Source organism: Myxococcus guangdongensis (assembly GCF_024198255.1).
Classification (GTDB): domain Bacteria; phylum Myxococcota; class Myxococcia; order Myxococcales; family Myxococcaceae; genus Myxococcus; species Myxococcus guangdongensis.
Map to the genome: position 1 here is coordinate 365,580 of NZ_JAJVKW010000007.1, position 19,881 is coordinate 385,460.

Genomic DNA, 19,881 nt, shown 5'->3' on the forward strand with positions numbered 1-19,881 from the left:
CCTCGAGCAGGTTGCGCAGGTGGCTCGCGAGGCGCGCCACGGTGGGCGCGGTGAACAGCTCGGTGCTGTACTCGATGACGCCGCGCAGGCCGTCGGCCTCCTCGACGAGGACGAGCCCCAGGTCGAAGCGCGCCGTGTCGTTGTCCACGTCGAGCTGACGCAGGGTGAGGCCGGGCACGCGCAACGTCGGCGTGGGCGTGTTCTGGAGCGCGAACACCACCTGGACCACGGGGCTCCGGCCCAGATCGCGTTGCGGCTGGAGCTCTTCGACGAGGCGCTCGAAGGGGAGGTCCTGATGCTCGTAGGCCGCGAGCGTCGTCTCGCGCACCTGGGCGAGCAGCGCGCGGAAGGACTCCTCGGGACGCACGCGGGCACGCAGCACCAGCGTGTTGACGAAGAAGCCGACCAGCCCCTCCAGCTCGCCATGCCGGCGACCCGCGATGGGCGCGCCGACGAGCACATCCTCCTGACGGCTGTAGCGGGAAAGCAGCGTCTGCCAGGCCGCGAGCAGCGTCATGAACGGCGTGGCCCCGGCCTGTCGACCGAGCGCGACCACGCGGTCCACCAGCTCACGCGGGAGCCTGAGGGGATGCGACGCGCCTTGCGGTGTGCGCATCACGGGACGCGGCAGGTCCGTGGGCAGGTCGAGGACCAGGGGTGCCCCGGCGAGGCGCTGCTTCCACCACTCGACCTCCTTGGCCAGCGTGTCGCCCTGGAGCCACTGTCGCTGCCACGCCGCGAAGTCGACGTACTGCACGGGCAGCGGAGAGAGGGCAGGGGCCTTTCGCGCGGCGAAGGCCTCGTAGGCCAGCGCCACCTCACGCACCATCACCGCCAGCGACCAACCATCCGAGACGATGTGGTGCATGACGAGCACCAGGACGTGCAGCTCCTCGTCCAACTTGAGGAGCACGGTGCGGAGCAGCGGCCCCGTGGACAGGTCGAAGGGCTGACTGGCCTCCTCGGCGGCGTACTTGTGTGCGGCGGCCTCGCGCTCCGGCGGCGCGACATCCGTCAGGTCCGTGAGCGGCAGCGACCATGGCTTGTGCGGGTGGAGTGTCTGGACGGGCTGGCCGTCCTTCAGCCCGAAGGTCGCGCGGAGGGGCTCGTGGCGGGACACGAGCAGGTCGAGGGCCTGTCGCAGCGCCTCCGGGTCCAGCGCGCCCTCCAGGCGGATGGCGCCGGAGATGTTGTACTGCGTGCCTCCGGGCTGGACCTGGTCGAGCAACCACAGGCGCTGCTGCGCGAATGACAGTGGCAGCTCGCCATCGCGAGGGATGGGCCGCAGCGGAGGCACCTTTGACGGTGCATCGCGGAACAGCATCCCTTCCTCGACGAGCTCGGTGACTCGGGCCACGGTGGGCGCGTCGAACAAGGCATGCACGGGCAGCTCGACGCCGAACGTGGTGCGCAGGCGTGAGACGAGCTGGGTGGCGAGCAGCGAGTGTCCGCCCAGCGCGAAGAAGTCATCATGCAGGCCGACGTGCTCGACGCGGAGCAGCTCGCGGAAGGCGGTGGCGACGCGCTGCTGGAAGGGGGTGAGACGTTCGGGCGTGGCGGGCACGGAGGGGCCTCCCGGAGTCGTGGGTGCCACGGGGGCCGGGAGCGCCTTCCGGTCCAGCTTCCCGCTTGGGGACAGCGGGAATGCCGGGAGGACGACGAAGGCCGAGGGCACCATGAAGGTGGGCAAGCGCGTCGACAGGAAGTCCTTCAATCCGCTCGTGTCGGCGGATGGAGTGGACTGGGTGACGTAGGCGACGAGGCGCTGGTCGCCTGGGGAGTCCTCGCGCATGAGGACCACGGCCTCTCTCACCGAGGCGTGCGACAGCAGCGCCGCCTCGATGTCTCCCAATTCAATCCGGAACCCTCTCAGCTTCACCTGGAAGTCCGAGCGGCCCAGGTACTCCAACGTCCCGTCCGCAAGCCACCTCGCCACGTCTCCCGTGCGGTACAGCCGTGCCTCGGGCACCTGCGAGTACACGTCCGGCACGAAGCGCTCCGCCGTCAACTGCGGCCGCCTCCAGTACCCCAGGCCCACCTGCACGCCGCCGATGTAGAGCTCTCCCGGTACTCCCACCGGCGTCGGCTGGCCCTGCGCGTCCAGCACGTACAGCCGCGTGTTCGCCACCGGCCGCCCAATCGGGATGCTCGTGCGCTGCGTGCCTCGCGCGCAGTGGAAGGACGACACGTCCACCGCCGCCTCCGTCGGGCCGTAGAGGTTGTGCACCTCCGTGCCCGCCGGCAGCCGCGCGTGCGCCTTCGCCACCAACTCGGCCGTCAGCGCCTCTCCACTGCACACCACCCGCCTCAGCTGGCTCAGCCCTTCAATGCCAGGCTCCTCCAGGAAGGCTCTCAGCATCGACGGCACGAAGTGCACCGTCGTCACTCGCTCCTCCTTCAGCAGCTTCGCCAGGTACGCCGGGTCCTGGTGCCCTCCCGGCTTCGCCACCACCAGCCGCGCTCCCGCCAGCAGCGGCCAGAAGAACTCCCACACCGACACGTCGAAGCTGAACGGCGTCTTCTGCACCACCGTGTCCGCTGCCGTCAGCCCGTACTCCTGCTGCATCCACAACAGCCGGTTGACGATTCCCTCGTGCGCGTTCATCGCCCCCTTCGGTCGGCCCGTCGAGCCCGACGTGAAGATGACGTACGCCAGCGAGCCCGCTTCCGCCTCACAACCGGGGTACCCCACCGGTTGCCGGCTTTCCTCCGCCCACCCGCCCTCCAGGCTCACCACTCGCGCGCCATTCGCCGGCAGCACCTCCTTCAGCTTCTCGTTCGTGATGACGACGGGCGCGTCCGCGTCCTCCAGCATCCCCGCCAACCGCTCCCTCGGGTACGCCGGGTCCAACGGCACGTAGGCCGCGCCCGACTTCAGCACTCCCAGCAGCGCCACCACCAAATCCAGCGAGCGCTCCAGGCACACGCCCACCAGCACCCCAGCCTTCGCTCCCAGCGTGCGCAGGTGGTGGGCCAGCTGATTGGCGCGTGCATCCAGCTGCGAGTAGGTGAGGGTGGCTCCCTCGAAGCGGACCGCCTCCGCCTCCGGCGTGCGTCGCACCTGCGCCTCGATGAGCGCGTGCAACGTCGCGTCCTTCGGGTACACCTCCGTGCGTCCCTGGAAGCCCACCAGCACCTGCTGCCGCTCCGCCTCGCCCATCAGCGGAAGGTCGGCGATGGGGCTCCGGGCATCACGAACAACCGCCTCCAGCAGGACGCGGAAGTGCTGCCCCAGTCGCTCCGCGGACGCAGCGGAGAACAAGTCGAGGCTGTACTCCAGCGCGCCATCGAGCCCGCCGTCCGGCTGCTCCATCATCGACATCGTGAGGTCGAGTCGCGCCGTATTCGTCGCGGTCTTCAGCACGTCCACGCGGACACCCGGCAGCGCGGGCGGCTGCATGGGCGCGTTCTGAAGCGCGAACATGACCTGGATGAGCGGAGACCTACGGCCCTCGCGCTCACCGCCGAGCGCCTCCACCAACTGGTCGAATGGCACGTCCTGACGGACGTACGCGGCCAGGGACTCCTCGCGGACGCGCGACACGAGTTCGCTGAACGTCGGGTTGCCCTCCACGCGGGCGCGCAGCACCAGCGTGTTGACGAAGAAGCCGATGAGCGGCTCCAGCTCGGACCGGGTGCGCTGCGCCACGGGGCTGCCGACGCAGAAGTCCTGCTGTCCGGAGTAGCGGGACAACAGCACCTCGAACGCCGCGAGCAGGACCATGAACAGCGTGGCCCCTTCCTTCCGCGCCAGCGTCTCCAGCTCCGCCACCAGCTCCGGAGGCAGGGTGAAGAAGTGGCTGCCTCCCCGAATGGTGCGGGTCGCCGGACGGACGGTGTCCGCGGGCAACTCCAACGCGGGCGCGCCGGTGAAGCGGGCACGCAGTCCCTCGAGCTGCTCCTGGATGCCCTCCGACTTCACCCACTCGCGCTGCCACGCCGCGAAGTCCGCGTACTGCACGGGCAGCTCGGGCAGGGGCACGGACTGGCCTTCCGCGAGCGACTCGTAGATGGACGCCACCTCGCGCACCAGCACGCCCATGGACCAACCGTCCGAGACGATGTGGTGCATGCACAGGAGCAGCACGTGCTCGGTGGCGGACGTACGCACCAGCACCGTGCGCAGCAACGGCCCCGTCTGGAGATCGAACCGGTGATGCGCCTCCTCGGACATCCGGGCACGCAGCGCCGATTCACGCGCGGACTCCGGCAGCGTGCTCACGTCCACCACGGGCAACAGCCACTGCTTCGGCGCGGGCTGGATGCGCTGGAACGGCACACCCTCCCGAGCACCGAAGGTGGTCCGCAGCACCTCGTGCCGGCGCACGAGCGTCGCGAACGTCTGCGTCAGCACCTCGACATCGAGCGCGCCCGTCATCCGCAGCGCCACGGGGACGTTGTAGACGGCCTGTCCCGGCTGGAGCTGCTCCAGGAGCCACAGGCGCTGCTGCGCGAACGACAGGGGCAACGCCTCGTCGCGAGCCACCGACACCAGCGGCGGCATCTGCGTCCGGGACGCCTTCAGCATCAGCTCCTCGAGGTGCCGCGCGAGCCCGGCCAGCGTCGGGGACTCGAACAACACGCGCAGCGGCAGGTCCACACCCAACAGCGCGCGCACCCGCGTCACCAGCTGCGTGGCCAGCAGCGAGTGGCCTCCCAGCTCGAAGAAGTCGTCGTCCGGGCCCACCCGGTCCACCTTCAACACCTCACGGAACAGCGCCGCGAGCTGCTGCTGCAGGAGGGGCAGGGAGTCCTCGGAGACGGTCGTCGTCGAGCCGAGCTCCGGCGCGGGCAGCGCCTTGCGGTCCACCTTGCCGTTGGGCGACAGGGGCAGCGCCTGGAGCGCGACGAACGCGGTGGGGACCAGGTACTCCGGCAGCTGACGCCGCAGGTGCTCGCGCAGCGCGCCCGTCTCCAGCGACTCGGGCACCACGTAGGCCACCAGGCGCTTGTCGCCGGGCGAGTCCTCTCGCACCACCACCGTGGCCTCGACCACACCCGAGTGGGTGCGGAGCACGGCCTCGATTTCCCCCAGCTCGATGCGGAAGCCGCGCACCTTCACCTGGAAGTCCGTGCGGCCCAGGAAGCGGAGCGTGCCGTCCTCCGCCCAGCGCACGCGGTCTCCGGAGCGGTACAGCCGCGCGCCCGGCGTCGTCGAGAAGGGATGGGGGACGAAGCGCTCGGCGGTGAGGCCCGGCTGGCCCAGGTAGCCTCGCGCCAGACCGTCGCCACCGATAAACAGCTCGCCCGGGACACCGACGGGCACCGGCTGCATCGACGCATCCAGGACGAAGACCTGGGTGTTCGCGATGGGGCGACCGATGGGCACGGACATGCCCACCTCGTCCCCCGGCGACATCCGGTGGCAAACCGTGAAGGTGGTTCCCTCCGTGGGGCCGTAGCCATTCACGAGTCCCTGGCCACTCGCCAGTCGCTCGCGCACTCGCGGCGCCGGCAGCACGTCGCCCCCCGCGAGCAACTGCGGCACCCGCGCGAGCGCCTCCGGCTGGTGCTGCTGCATCTGGTCGAACAGCGCGGCCGTGAGCCAGAGCAATGAAACCTGGTGACGGACCAGGGCCTCGCCCAGCTCCTTCAGGTCCGGCGTGGCCTGCGGGTAGATGACCAACCGGCCGCCGAACAGCAGCGCGCCCCACAGCTCCAACGTGGACGCATCGAAGGCCAGCGGCGCGAGCTGGAGGACCACTTCCTTGGGCCCCAGGTCGACGAAGCGCGCACCGGTGAGCAGTCGGATGACGCCCCGGTGCGGGATGGCCACGCCCTTGGGCGTGCCCGTGGAGCCCGACGTGTACGAGACGTACGCCAGGTGGTCCGGACCGAGGTCCGCGCTCACCGCGTGCGTGGGCCGGCGCGCGATGGTGTCCCACTCGGAGTCCAGGCTCACCAGGAACTGCGAACCCGCGGGCAGCTCGTCCTCCAGCGAGGACTGCGTGAGCACGGCCACCACGCCCGAGTCCTCGAAGAGGAAGGCCAGGCGCTGCGCCGGATACGACGGGTCCAACGGCACGTAGCAGCCGCCGACCTTGAGGATGCCCAGCACCCCCACCACCATCTCCAGCCCGCGATGCAGGCACACGCCCACGCGGGACTCGACGCCCAGGCCCAGGGCGCGCAGGTGGTGCGCGAGCTGGTTCGAGCGCTCGTCGAGCTGCGCGTACGTGAGCGTCCGCCCGTCGAGCTCCACCGCCACCGCCGACGGAGTGCGCGCCACCTGCGCCGCGAACAGCGCGGGAATCGTCGCCACGGCCGGCAGGTCCACGTGGGTGTCGTTCCACGTGCGAAGGAGCGTCTCGCGCTCCTCGCCGTTCATCAGTGGGAGCTGGCTGAGCCGCTGCTCCACGCCGCCCCGGGCCAGCGCTCCGAGCACCACGCCCAGGTGCTCCGCCATCCGGTGGATGGTCGCCTCGGTGAAGAGGTCGGTGCTGTACTCGAGCTGTCCCTCCAGCGCGCCATCGCGCTCCATCAGCGAGAGCGTGAGGTCGTAGCGTGCCGTCCGGGTCGTGCTCGGCAGCAGGTCCACCTGCACGCCCGAGAGCGACGGGGCGCGCATGGGCGTGTTCTGGAGCACGAACAGCGTCTGGAACAGCGGCGTGCGGGACAGGTCGCGCTCACCGCCGAGGGCCTCTACCACCCGCTCGAAGGGAACGTCCTGCTGCGCGAAGGCGGCCAGGGCCACGTCCTTCACCTGCTGGACCATGGTCGCGACGGTGGGGTCCTCGCTCCACTGGAAGCGCAGCGGGACCGTGTTGACGAACAAGCCGATCAACCCCTCCAGTTCGGGCCGCTCGCGGTGGCCCACCGTCGTCCCGATGGTGAAGTCCCGCTGTCCCGAGTACCGCGCCAGCAGCGCCTGCCAGCCCGTCATCAACACCATGAAGAGTGTCGCGCCCCGCGCGCGCCCCAGGGACTCCATGCCCGTCACGAGGTCCGAGGGCAGACGGAAGGCGTGCATCGCGCCCTGGTAGCTGCGCAGCGCGGGCCGCGAGTGGTCCGTCGGCAGCTCCAGCACGGGAGCCCCCTCGAGCCGCGAGCGCCACCACTCGACCTGCGCGCCCACGGTCTCGCCATCCAGCACCCGACGCTGCCACGCCGCGTGATCGGCGGACTGCACGGGCAACTCCGGCAGCACCGGCGCCTTGTTCTCGAGGAGGGCCGTGTACAGCTCGGCGATCTCCCGAATCAGCACGTCCACGGACCAGCCGTCCGAGACGATGTGGTGCATGCACAGGAGGAGCACGTGCTGCTGTGTGCCCAGCTTCAACAGGGCCGTGCGCAGCAGCGGCCCGTGCTCCAGGTCGAAGGGCCGGTGGGCCTCCTCGAAGATGCGGCGCTCGGAGGCTGCCTCGCGCGCGGAGGAGTCCAACGCGCTCAGGTCCTCGACCTCCAACGCCCAGTGCTCGGGCGCGGCGTGGATGCGCTGCACGGGCTTTCCGTCGCGAGACGCGAAGGTGGTGCGCAGCGACTCATGCCGTTGGGCCACCTCACGGAAGGCCCGGCGGAGCACGTCCACCTGGAGCGGTCCGCGCAGCCTCAGCGCCGCGGGCATGTTGAACGCCACGAGGCCCGGCTGGAGCTGGTCCATGAACCACAGTCGCTGCTGGGCGAACGACAGCTCCAGCGCATTCGCGTCACGGGGCACGGGCACCAACGGCGGCAGCTCGGAGGCGGGCGAGGCGGCCGACAGGTGCTCGGCGAGGCGGGCCACGGTGGGCGACTCGAAGAACGCGCGCAGGGACAGCGAAGCCCCCAACCGGGTGCGCAGGCGCGTCACCACCTGGGTGGCGAGCAGCGAGTGGCCGCCGAGCAGGAAGAAGTCATCCTGTCGGCCCACGCGCTCCACGCGCAGCACCTCGCGGAAGAGGTCCGCGAGCTGTCGCTCCAAATCAGTCCGAGGCTCCTCGAAGTCCGAGGCGCCTGACGTGAACCGCGGCGCGGGCAGGGCCTTGCGGTCCACCTTGCCGTGCGACGTCTGGGGCAAGGCGGCGAGCGCGACGAACGCGCTCGGCAGCATGTACTCGGGAACATGTCCCCTCAGGTGGACGCGCAGCGCATCCACGTCCACGGTGGCGGGAGCGACATAGGCCACCAGGCGCTTGTCGCCGGGCGAGTCCTCTCGCACCACGACCGCGGCCTCGGCGACTCCAGCGTGAGCGCGCAGGAGGGATTCCACTTCGCCCAGCTCGATGCGGAAGCCGCGCACCTTCACCTGGAAGTCGATGCGCCCCAGGAACTCGAGCGTCCCGTCCTGGCGCCAGCGCACCCGGTCTCCCGAGCGATAGAGCCGCTCACCGGGCGTGGTGGCGAAGGGATTCGGCACGAAGCGCTCGGCGGTGAGCGCGGGCTGATGCTGGTAACCCCGGGCGAGCCCCGGGCCGCCGATGAACAGCTCGCCAGGAACACCGACGGGCACCGGACGCAGGTGTGCATCCAGCACATAGGCTTGCGTGTTGGCCAGCGGACGTCCGATGGGGATGGCGTCACCCAGCGGGTCCCCGGGGTTCAGCGTGTGCTGCGTGGTCGCGACGGAGACCTCGGTCGGACCATAGGCGTTGATGAGCGGCGTGCCCCGCATGAGGCGCTCCCGGGCACGCGGCACGGGCAGCACGTCGCCGCCGACCAGCAGTCGCCGCACCCCGTCCAGCGCCTCGGGGTGGTGCTGCTGCAGGACGTCGAACAAGGCCGTGGCCAGGACAGTGGCGTTGACCTTTCGCTCGACGATGAGGCTCGCCAGCTCCGCCACCTCGGGCGTGTGCGCCGGGTAGACGACGAGCCGCGCGCCGAAGATCAGCGTGGTCCACACCTCCAGCGCATGCGGGTCGAACGTCGGCGCGCAGACCTGGAGGACGATGTCGTCCGGCCCCGTGGCCAGGGGCAGTCCCTGGGACAGCCGGAGCACCGCGCGATGCGAGATGGCCACGCCCTTGGGCAGGCCGGTGGAGCCGGAGGTGTACGTGACGTACGCGAGCTGGTCCGAGCTCTCCAGGGCCGAGACCGGGTCCGTCGACTGGCGCGCGATGACGCTCCAGTCCGAGTCCAGTCGGACACGCGAGCTGGCGGGGAGCACCGCGGTGAAGGCGTCCACGGTGAGCACCCTGGAGAGCCCCGCGTCCGCGATGACATGGGCCAGTCGCTGCTCGGGCCACGTCGGGTCCATGGGCACGTAGCTGCCCCCGGCCTTCAGGACGCCGAGCATGCCCACGATGAGCTCCAGCCCTCGCGTCAGGCACAGGCCCACGCGAGGCTCCGTCCCCAACCCCAGGGACAAGAGGTGCCGGGCCAACTGGTTGGCGCGAGCGTCGAGCTGCCCATAGGTGAGCACCTGAGCTCCGGCCTCCACGGCCACGGCGTCAGGGGTGGCCCGGGCCCGCGCGGCGACGAGCGCGTGCAGCGTGGTCTCGGGCGCGGCCTCGGCCACGCGGGTGTCGTTCCAATCGACGAGCACCTGGCGACGCTCGGCCTCGGACATCAGCGGCAGCGCCGAGAGCCGGCTCCGCGAGTCCTCGACGATTCCCTGGAGCAGCCGCTGGAAGTGCTCCACCAGTCGCGCGGCCGTGTCCGGGGTGAAGAGGTCCAGGCTGTATTCGAGCTGGCCCTCCAGCGAGCCCTGGCGCTCCATCAGCGAGACGGTGACGTCGAACTTGGACGTGTCCGTCGCGGTGGGCAGCAGCTCCACGCTCAGGCCCGGGAGGGACGGAGGCTGGAGCGGCGCGTTCTGGAGCACGAACACCGTCTGGAACACGGGCGTGCGGGACAAGTCCCTCGCTCCGCCCAGCGCCTCGACGAGGCGGTCGAACGGCACATCCTGATGCGCGAAGGCCGCGAGCGACTCCTCGCGGACCCGGCCCAGCAGCTCCAGGAAGGTCGGGTCGCCCTCCAGCTGTGCACGCAGGGCCAGCGTGTTCACGAAGAAGCCGATGAGGCCCTCGAGCTCCGGACGCGAGCGGTGCGCCACCGGCGTGCCCACGCTGAAGTCCGTCTGCCCCGAATAGCGCGACAGCAGCGTCTGCCAACCCGCGAGCAGCACCATGAACAGGGTGGAGCCCTCGGCCTGGCCCAGCGTCTCCAGCCTGGAGACCAGGGCCTGGGGCAGCGTGAAGAACCGCGTCGCGCCGCGAGAGGTCCGCACCGCGGGACGCGAGTGGTCCGTGGGCAGCTCCAACACGGGAGTGCCCTGGACGCGGGTGCGCCACCATTCGAGCTGCGCGCTCGCGGCGGCGCCCTCCAGCGCGCGCCGTTGCCAGGCCGCGTAGTCGGCGTATTGGACCGGGAGCGTCGGGAGCGACGCCTCACGCCCCTGCGAGAAGGCCGCGTAGAGCAGCGCCACCTCGCGCACCAGCACGCCCATGGACCAACCGTCCGAGACGATGTGGTGCATGCACAGCGACAGCAGATGCTCCTCGGCCCCGAGTCGCAGCAGGGCCGTGCGAAGCAGCGGGCCGCGCTCCAGGTCGAACGGGTGATGCGCCTCCTCGGAGAGACGCTGCTTCACCGCGGCCTCGCGCGCGGAGACCTCGAGTGCGCTCAGGTCCTCGACGGACAGCGACCAGGAGTCCGGCGCGGGGTGGACCCGTTGCACCGGCTGGGCGTCCTGGGTGGCGAAGGTGGTGCGCAGCGGCTCGTGCCGACGGACCACCTCCGCGAAGGTGCGGCGGAGGACGTCGACATCGAGACGCCCCGACAGCGCCAGGGCCACGGGGATGTTGTACGCGGCCTGCCCCGGCTGGAGCTGCTCCAGGAACCACAGGCGCTGCTGAGCGAACGACACCGCCAGGGCCTCGTCCGTGCGCGCGATGCGCTCCAGCGGCTCCGGCCGTGCCTCCGGGGATGAACCCTGGAGGGGTACGAGGCACTCGGCGAGGCGCTCGACGGTGGGCGCCTCGAAGAGGACACGGAGCGACAGGGAGACGCCGAGCTGCGCGCGCAGTCGAGTCACCACCTGCGTGGCGAGCAGCGAGTGACCACCGAGCGCGAAGAAGTCATCGCGCGCGCCCACGCGGGAGTGGCCGAGCACCTCCGAGAAGATGCGGGCGACGGTCTCCTCCATCGGAGTCCGCGGCACCAGGTACTCGTCCTCGATGACCGAGCGGTCCGCTTCCGGCGCGGGCAGCGCGCCACGGTTGACCTTCCCGCTGGGCGTCAGCGGCAGGGAGGGCAGCACGACGAAGGCCGACGGCACCATGTGCGGCGGCAGGCGCTCCGCGAGGGCCTGACGGATGCGCGCAAGCTCACGCGCGCTCCGAGCGCCACGCATCGGGTCGTTCGCCAGTCGGGAGACAGGACGCGGGTCCTCCTCGGACGAGAGGTCGAAGGGCGCGGACTCGCCAGTCCGGGTGAAGACCACGTCCAGCGCGCCGTTCGCATGCGCGCCGGCCCAGCTCACCTTGACGTCGTAGCCGAGCACTCCGCCCAGCGCGTAGAGGTCCTCCGGCTCCACGCCGCGCGGACCGGGCCAGTCGCGAAGCACCTCGCGCAGCGCGGCCACATGGGGCGGACGACCCGAGCCGGACAGCAGCTCGACCAGCCGGGTGTCATCGAGGATGCGCGCGTTCTGCAGGCCACGCACCGCGAGCATCGCCGGCTGGGCCTCCAGCTTCTGGCGCAGCGACTCCAGCGACAGCGCGTCTCCGTCCGTCCAATCCGGGCGCGGCAGCGCGGTGGCCTCGCCCACGTGGAGGATGACCTCGTAGCGGAAGCGGCTCAGCTCATTGTCGTAGCGGCCATGCTTGGGCAGCACCTCGACGCGGGAGATGCCGGGCAGGCGCGTGGTCAGCGACGTGAAGAACGTGGGCGAGAGGACCAGCTCCTCCTCGGCCATCACGTCGCGCTGCACGCGGTACTGGAGCTGCGCGGTGGACAGGTTCGGCGGCGCGCGGTGCAGGCGCACGGAGGCGCGGAAGGCCTCCAGCACCTCCAGGTTGCGCACGTCGCCCAGGAAGATGCGGCCCCCGGGCTTCAGCACCGCCACGGCGCCCTTCAGCACCTGGAGCAGGTAGTCGCCGCTCGGGAAGTACTGGATGACGGAGTTCAGGATGACGGTGTCGAACGAGCGCGGCTCGATGCCCGACAGGTCGTCCGCGGTGCGATGCAGCAGGTGGACCGAGCGCAGCGACTCCCCGAGCCGCTCCTTCTGACGCTCGATGCGGTCCAGCGCCGGGCGCGCGAAGTCCACGCCCCAGTACGCCTCGCAGCGGGGGGCCAGCCGGTACAGGAGCAGACCGGTGCCGCAGCCCAGCTCGAGCACCCGGCGGGGTCGCAGGGAGAGAATCTGTCGGACGGTGGTGTCCACCCACTCGCGCATCTGTGGCGCCGGGAGCGGACCTCCGGTGTAGCTGTCGTTCCAGCCGGAGATGTCGAAGGTGGCGTCCTCGCTGCGCTCACCTTGCGTGTACGTCTCGTCGTAGACGGCCTTCCACTGCGCCGTCTGCTCCACGCTCGCCGAGGTGTCCAGGTCGCCCAGGACGACGTACGCGGCCAGCCGCTTGTCCCCGGGCGCGTCCTCGCGAGCCATCACCACCGCCTCGCGGACCGAGGGGTGCGTGCTCAACGCGGACTCGATCTCACCCAGCTCGATGCGGAAGCCGCGGATCTTCACCTGGTTGTCGATGCGGCCCAGGTACTCGAGGTCTCCGTTGGCCAGGCGCCGCGCCAGATCGCCCGCGCGGTACAGCTTGCGCCCACGCGCGGAGCCGAAGCGGTCCTCCACGAAGCGAGCGGACGTGAGCTCCGGACGCCGCAGGTAGCCACGCGCCACGCCCGCGCCACCCACGTGAATCTCACCCGGGACGCCCACGGGCACCGGCTGTCCGGAGGAATCCAGCAGGTAGATTTGAAGGTCCGGAATCGGGCAGCCGATGACGCTGGACCAGGGCCGGTCCACGTCCGCCATCCGCACGGGGCGGTAGGTGACGTGCACCGTGGTCTCGGTGATGCCGTACATGTTGACGAGCGTCGGCTGCTCGTCGCCGTGCCGCTCGAACCAGGGGCGCAGCGCGGCCATGTCCAGCGCTTCACCGCCGAAGATGACGTAGCGCAGGGCCAACGTCGCGACCGGTCCTCGCGCCGCGGCTTGCTGCTCGGCGTGGATGAGCTGACGGAACGCGGTGGGCGTCTGGTTGAGGACGGTGACCTGCTCGTCGGCGAGCAGTCGGTGGAACGCCTCGGGCGAGCGGCTCACCCAGTACGGCACCACCACCAGTCGACCACCGTACAAGAGCGCGCCCCAGAGCTCCCAGACGGAGAAGTCGAACGCGTACGAGTGGAACAGCGTCCACACGTCCTCGGGCCCGAAGTGGAACCACGCGTCCGTGGCGGTGAAGAGGCGCACGACGTTGTCGTGGCGCACCATCACGCCCTTGGGTCGCCCCGTGGAGCCGGAGGTGTAGATGACGTAGGCCAGGTCGCTCGGCGCATTGCAGCGAGGAGGCCGCGGGGCGGAGCCCGAGACCTCCGCGTCCGTGTCCATGCGAATCACGGCCGCGCTGCCCGCGGGGATGCGGTCCTCCAGCGAGGACTGCGTGACGAGGACCGGGGCCTGCGCATCCTCCAGCATGAACGCGAGGTTCTCGCGGGGATAGGACGGGTCCAGGGGGAGGTAGGCACCGCCGGCCTTGAGGATGCCGAGCAGGGCCACCACCAGGTCCAGCCCGCGCTCCAGGCACACGCCCACCAGGACATCCGGTCCCACGCCGTGGCGCAGCAGCACCTGGGCCAGACGGTTCGCGCGTCCGTCGAGCTCGCGGTAGGTGAGGCGCGAGGACTCGAAGGTGACGGCGATGGCGTCGGGCGAGCGGTCCACCTGCGCCTCGAAGCGCTCCACCAGCGTGCCGTCGCTCGGCGCGTCGGCGCGCGGGTTCCACGCGTGGAGGACGTGCTGACGCTCCGCCTCCGTCATCAGGGGCAGCTCGGCGATGCGCTGCTCGGGCGCCTCGGCCATCGCGCCGACCACGACCTCGAGGTGGCCCAGCAGCCGGTCGATGGTCTCCGCGTCGAAGAGGTCCGCCGCGTACTTGCAGCCGATGAGCAGGCCCTCGGGGCGGTGGACGGCCTCGAAGGTGAGGTCCAGCTCGGTGGTGCGGTTGTCGAGCAGCGACACGTCCAGCGTGAGCCCCTGGCCCACGGCCACGTCACGGGGGATGTCGTAGTCGTCGAGGACGAAGGCGACGTTGTACAACTCGCGCCGCTGCGAGCCGGGCTGCACGGCGGCGAGCACGTGGTCGAACGGGCAATGTGAGTGCGCGAGCGCACCCAGGGTGCTCTGCTTCACGGCAGCGAGAAGCCCCTTCACGGTGGCCTCGGTCGGCAGGCGGACGCGCAGGGGGATGAAGTTGGTGCAGTCGCCCATCAGCGCGCGGATGCCGGGGACCTCGCGGCCGGAGACCGCGGAGCCGAGCACGAAGTCCGTCTGTCCGCTCCAGCGGTGGAGCACGGTGGACAGCGCGGTGACCACGCTCATGAACGGGGTGACGCCCTCACGACGCCCCAGTGCGTGGAGCTTCGTCATCAGGGCGGCGGGCAGCAGCCGCGAGCGGCGGGCACCGTGGAACGAGAGACGCGGGGGACGAGGACGGTCCGTGGGGAGCGCGAGCAGCGAGGGCGCGTCCGCGAGCGCCTGCTTCCACCACGTCAGCTCCTTGCGCAGGGCCTTGGGGGTGAGGTGCTCGTGCTGCCACACCGCGAAGTCCGCGTACTGGAGCGCCGGCGTGGGCAGCGGAGACGGCTGCCCCTGGGTGAACGCGACGAGCAGGGTCGCGAGCTCCCGGGCCATCAGGCCGATGGACCAGCCATCCGCGACCAGGTGGTGCACGGAGACCACGAGGGCGTGGTCGTCGGCGGCGAAGCGGACCAGGGTGAAGCGGAGCAGCGGCCCCGTCGCGGGGTCCATGGGGCGCTGACCATCGCGCACGGCCACCGCGTCGAGGACGGACGCGCGATCCGCGACATCCTCCGCCTCCGCGATGACCCTTTCGAGGGCGACGGAGGAGGGGGCGTGGACGTGCTGGGTGAGCGCGCCATCCTTCGCGGTGAGCGTGGTCCGCAGGACGTCATGGCGGCGAACCAGCTCGCGCAGCGCGCGCTCCAGGGCCTGCGTGTCGAGCGGTCCGCGCAGCGAGAAGGCGAGGGGGATGTGGTACGCGGTCGACGCCGGCTCGAGCTGCTGGATGAACCACAGGCGCTGCTGCGCGAAGGACGCGGGGTGGTCTCCCGTGCTGGAGCCACCCAGGGCCACGGGCCCCGGGCGCGAGTCCGTACCGCCCTGACCAGACTTGAGGACCTCCGAGATGAGGCCCTGGAGGCTCACGTCCTGAAGCAGCGTGGCCGCGGAGACCCGCGCGCCCAGGCGCTTCTCGATGCGTGACTGCAGGTCCGCGGCGCCCAGTGAGTCCATGCCCAAGCGCGTCAGCGGCGCATCCGCGTCGAGCGAGGACGAGGCCCCACCCAGCACGGCGGAGATCTCCTCTCGCAGCGCACGCTCCAGTTCCTCCGTCGACACAGAGGACGCCACAGGCGCGGAAGGCACCTCGTCACGCGTCGGCGCAGGGGCCTGTGAGGTTGCATCGCGTCCCGGCGACGACGGGCCCCCCAGGTCCGAGCGCCACAGCACCGGCAGCTCCCCCGAGGCGAGCCCCGCACGGCACGCATGACGCTGGATCTTCCCACTGGACGTCTTCGGAACAGCCCCCGGAGCCAGCAGCGCCACGGTCCTCGGCTGGACCTCCAGCTCCCGCGCAATCGCCTGGCGCACGGCATCCGCCACGGCCGTCAGCGCCTCGGCATCCTTCGACTCGGCCAGCTCGCGCGCCACCTCGGCGACCACCGCGAGCGCCTCGCCGTCCGACGTCTCCACACCGAATGCCGCGACGCCCCCCGGCCGCACGCGTCGATGCGCGCGCTCGATGACGGCCTCCACGTCCTGCGGATACAGGTTGCGTCCTCGCAGGATGATGAGGTCCTTGCGACGCCCCGTGACGACGAGCTGCTCGTCCTCGAGCAACACACCCAGGTCCCCCGTCCGGAGGAACGCGGGGCCATCCTCGGCCCCCACGGGACGCGCCTGGAACGTCTCCCGGGACTGCTCCGGCTTGCGCCAGTACCCCTGCGCGACGCTCCCACCGGACACCCAGATTTCACCCACCTCGCCCCGAGCCCGAGGCACCCGCGTCTCCGGGTCGACGATGAGCAGGCGCTGCTCGGCCAGCGTCGCGCCGCAGCTCACGTGCGCGCGCACACCCACCGCATCCGGAGCCACCCTCACGGCGCTCCCGCGCGACAGCGCCGCATCCTCCAGATGATGCACGCGCGGCACGCGGCCCTGCTCCTCACCGGTGACGATGAGCGTGCCTTCCGCCAGGCCGTAGCAGGGATAGAACGCCTCACGACGGAAGCCCGCGGGCGCGAACACCTCCGCGAAGCGCTCCAGCGTGGCGGCGCGGATCGGCTCCGCGCCGCAGAACGCCACCTCCCACGCGCTCAGGTCGAGCGCCTTCACCTCATCCGGCGTCGCCCGCCGCGCGCACAACTCGAACGCGAAGTTCGGTCCGCCGCTCACCGTCCCGCGGAACCGCGACACCGCCTCCAGCCACCGCATGGGGCGCTGGAGGAACGACATCGGCGACATCAGCGTCACCGTGAAGCCGCCGTACAGCGGCTGGAGGATGCCGCCAATCAACCCCATGTCGTGGTACGGCGGCAGCCAGATGACGCCCACGCTGTCGCGGCGCACCTGGAACGCCCCGGAGATGAGCCCCAGGTTGTGCAGCAGGTTCGCGTGGGACAGCATCACGCCCTTGGGCGTCCCCGTGGAGCCGGACGTGTACTGGAGGAACGCCAGCGCGTCCGGGCCCACGTCGGGCTCCTTCCACGTGTCCTCCGGGCCCACGGGAAGGTCATCGGTGGACAACCACTGGAGCGCGCGGAAGTCCGGCGCCTGCTCGAACACGAAGTCCGCGAGCCCCAGGATGCCCGAGGTCGTGAGCACCACCGTGGCCTGTGCATCCTCGATGATGGCGCGCAGGCGGGGGAGGGTGCGCTCGAGGCGCGTCGGGTCCGGCGGATAGGCAGGCACCGCCACCGCGCCCGCATACAGACAGCCGAAGAAACCCGCGAGGTAGTCGAGCCCCGGTGGATAGAGCAGCAGCACGCGCTGCCCCACCGCGCCACGCGACTGCAGCACGGACGCAATCCGCCGCGCCTGGTGATCCAGCTCGTACGCCGTCAGCGCGGCTTCGTCGCCGTCCGACTCTCCCAGGAACGTGTAGAGCGGCTGTCGCGACGACTCTCCGACTGCGCGCACACGGAGGGCGTCATTCAGGATTCGATAAGGAGCATGCATGGGGTGTGGTGCTCGTCGGGGCTGTTTTCGGCCGGCGGCTTAATAACAGGCGAGCCCGACAATCGCGGCCCACAACGACTACCCACATGCAGCTTCATTAGCGGTGTGAAAGTGGAGCACGGGCTGATCCACTCTCAGCATGAAATCGCGCTTCAGGCGCGACCGAACAAGCTTTTGAGCCACTTCATGAAGCCACGCTGTCGCGGAGGGCTCACGAGCGCAGGTACCGCTGGAGCGGCGGTTTGCTGCGCGGCTGTCGGTCGCGCCGCGGCGGCCTTCATCGGCACGGGATTGACGACGCGCGCACCCGACGTGCTCGTGGTCCGCGCGGAGGGTGCGGTGGGTTGAGGCGGCACATTCGCCGCCGCACTCTCCGTGTCGAGCTGTGCGAGCCGAGCCTTCACCGCCTCGGGTGTGTCCTTCGTGGAGAAGGTGCTCGTGACTTCGCGTCCGCTCGAGGACTCACGCGCGGTCACCTTGAGGAGCGACTCGTTGTTCACCTCGAAGGTCACCGTCACCTGCACCGCGCCGCGCGGCAGCTTGGGCAGGCCCGCGAGCTTCAGCGTGCCCAGGTACTCATTGTCGGACGCTCGTTCAGAGTCGCCCTGGAACACGGTGAGCTCCAGCTCCGTCTGGCCGTCACGGTGCGTGGACAGCGTGTAGCTCTTGGTGGAGGGCAGCGACGTGTTGCGCTCCAGCACGGGCTTGAAGCGCCCACCGGGCAGACCCACGCCGATGGCCATGGGCAGCACGTCGATGAGCACCACGCCCTCGAGCTGTCCCAGGCTGTGCGCCAGCAGCGCCGCGCCCAGCGCCACGGCCTCGTCCGGGTGCACACCCTTGCTCGGGGGCTTGCCGAAGAAGCGGGTGATCTTCTCGTGCACCAGCGGGAAGCGACTCTGGCCTCCGACGAGGATGACCTCGTCGATGTCCTTGGGCCCCAGGTTCTTCGCCTTGAGCACCTCGTCGCAGACCTTCACCGTCCGGTCGACGAGCCCCTCCGTCAGCTCCACCAGCTTCTGCCGCGTGAGCGTGACGTCCAGGTCGTAGGGCTTGTCGTCGATCATCGTGACGAAGGCCACATGCACCCGCATCTCCGAACGCTCGGACAGCGCGCACTTGGCCCGCTCCGCCGCGTCGTTGATGCGCTGGAGCGCCACGCGGTCTCCCTGGAACGTGCGGCCCGTCTTCTTCTGGAACTCCTCCAACAGGTACGTGACGATGGCGTTGTCGAAGTCGATGCCGCCCAGGAACGTGTCGCCGCCGGTGGAGATGACCTCGTAGACGTTGTCGGCCAGCTCCAGCACGGACGCGTCGAAGGTGCCGCCGCCCAGGTCGTAGACGAGCACGCGCTGGTTGAGCTTGCGCCCGTAGCCGTACGCGAGCGCCGCCGCGGTGGGCTCGTTGAGGATGCGCTCGACGTAGAGCCCCGCGAGCTTGCCGGCCTCCCGCACCGCCTGGCGCTGGTTGTCGTTGTAGTACGCGGGCACCGTGACGACGGCGCGCGACACCGGCTGCCCCAGCTGGTTCTGCGCCACCTCGCGCACCTCGCGCAGGATGAGCGCGGAGATCTGCTGCAGCGAGTAGACCTTGTCCGCCAGCTTCACGCCCGCATCGCCGTTGGCGCCAGCGGTGATCTCGTAGTGGAACTTGTCCTTGATGTTCTCGACGATGGTCGAGTCGTACGCGCGGCCCACCAGCCGCTTGGCGCCGTACACGGTCTGTCGAGGGTTGGTGAGCATCTGCCCCTTCGCGGGGTGGCCCACCACCAGCTTGCCGCGCGTGTTGACGGCGATGATGGAGGGCACGGTGTTGTGCCCTTCACGACTGTTGAGCACGCCGGGCTTGCCGTTGCGCACATACGCGGCGCAGGAGTTCGTCGTCCCCAGGTCGATGCCGATGACCACGCCCGCGCGCTTGGGCTCCTGCGTGCTCAGGTCCAGCGCCTCGTCCGACATCATCGTCGCGGGCGCGGCGGCCACCGGCGCGCCGGTGCTCGCGGCCGGCTGCTGGGCCACCACCTGCGGGTTGGTGTGCTCGGGGGGAGGTGGGACGGTGTAGTCCGGCGCACCGACACCCGAGGGGACGGGGGGCACGTCCGACTGGGCGTGGGGCAGGGCGGCGACCGCGGAGTCGAGGAAGCGGCGCGTCTGCGGGTCCAACGACAGGAAGCGCAGGCCCATGCCGGCCACGCCCTGGCCGCCCTGACCGGTGACGAAGTGGACCACGGCCTGGGCGTGGATCAACCGCTCGCCGCTGGCCAACCGCAGGTCCAGGGTGACGGCCGTCCCGGGCGGCTTCACCGCGCGGGCGCGCAGATAGATGCCACCGCGCGTGACGTTGCCGCCGTACTTCGCCAGGAACTCCTCTGGCGTCGCGAATGGCAGCTTCACGACCAACCCGACCGCCGCCTGATTCGATTCCGTCAAAGCCCGGTTCCTGAGACGTGAGTGAATAGTCCGGTCGGATTATCGCTTGAAGTGCGAGTGAACGGGCGTCAAAAAGTCCGCCCTTCCAGGTTGCGTGACGGCAAC

General features: G+C 70.6%; 2 protein-coding genes (1 of these 2 cut by a window edge). Both read right to left on the reverse strand.

Going from position 1 to position 19,881, the window contains the following annotated elements:
- Nucleotides 1-17,347 carry the start of a non-ribosomal peptide synthase/polyketide synthase gene (locus LXT21_RS23240; RefSeq protein WP_254040359.1) on the reverse strand. The gene continues 25,712 nt to the left of window position 1, outside the view, so only the first 17,347 of its 43,059 coding nucleotides appear in the window; it begins with the start codon at nt 17,345-17,347; the stop codon falls past the left edge of the window.
- Nucleotides 17,348-17,499: 152 nt separating this feature from the next.
- On the reverse strand, nt 17,500-19,776 hold the full coding sequence (locus LXT21_RS23245) for a TIGR02266 family protein (protein ID WP_254040360.1): 2,277 nt from the start codon (nt 19,774-19,776) through the stop codon (nt 17,500-17,502).
- Between the last annotated feature and the right edge of the window lie 105 nt (nt 19,777-19,881).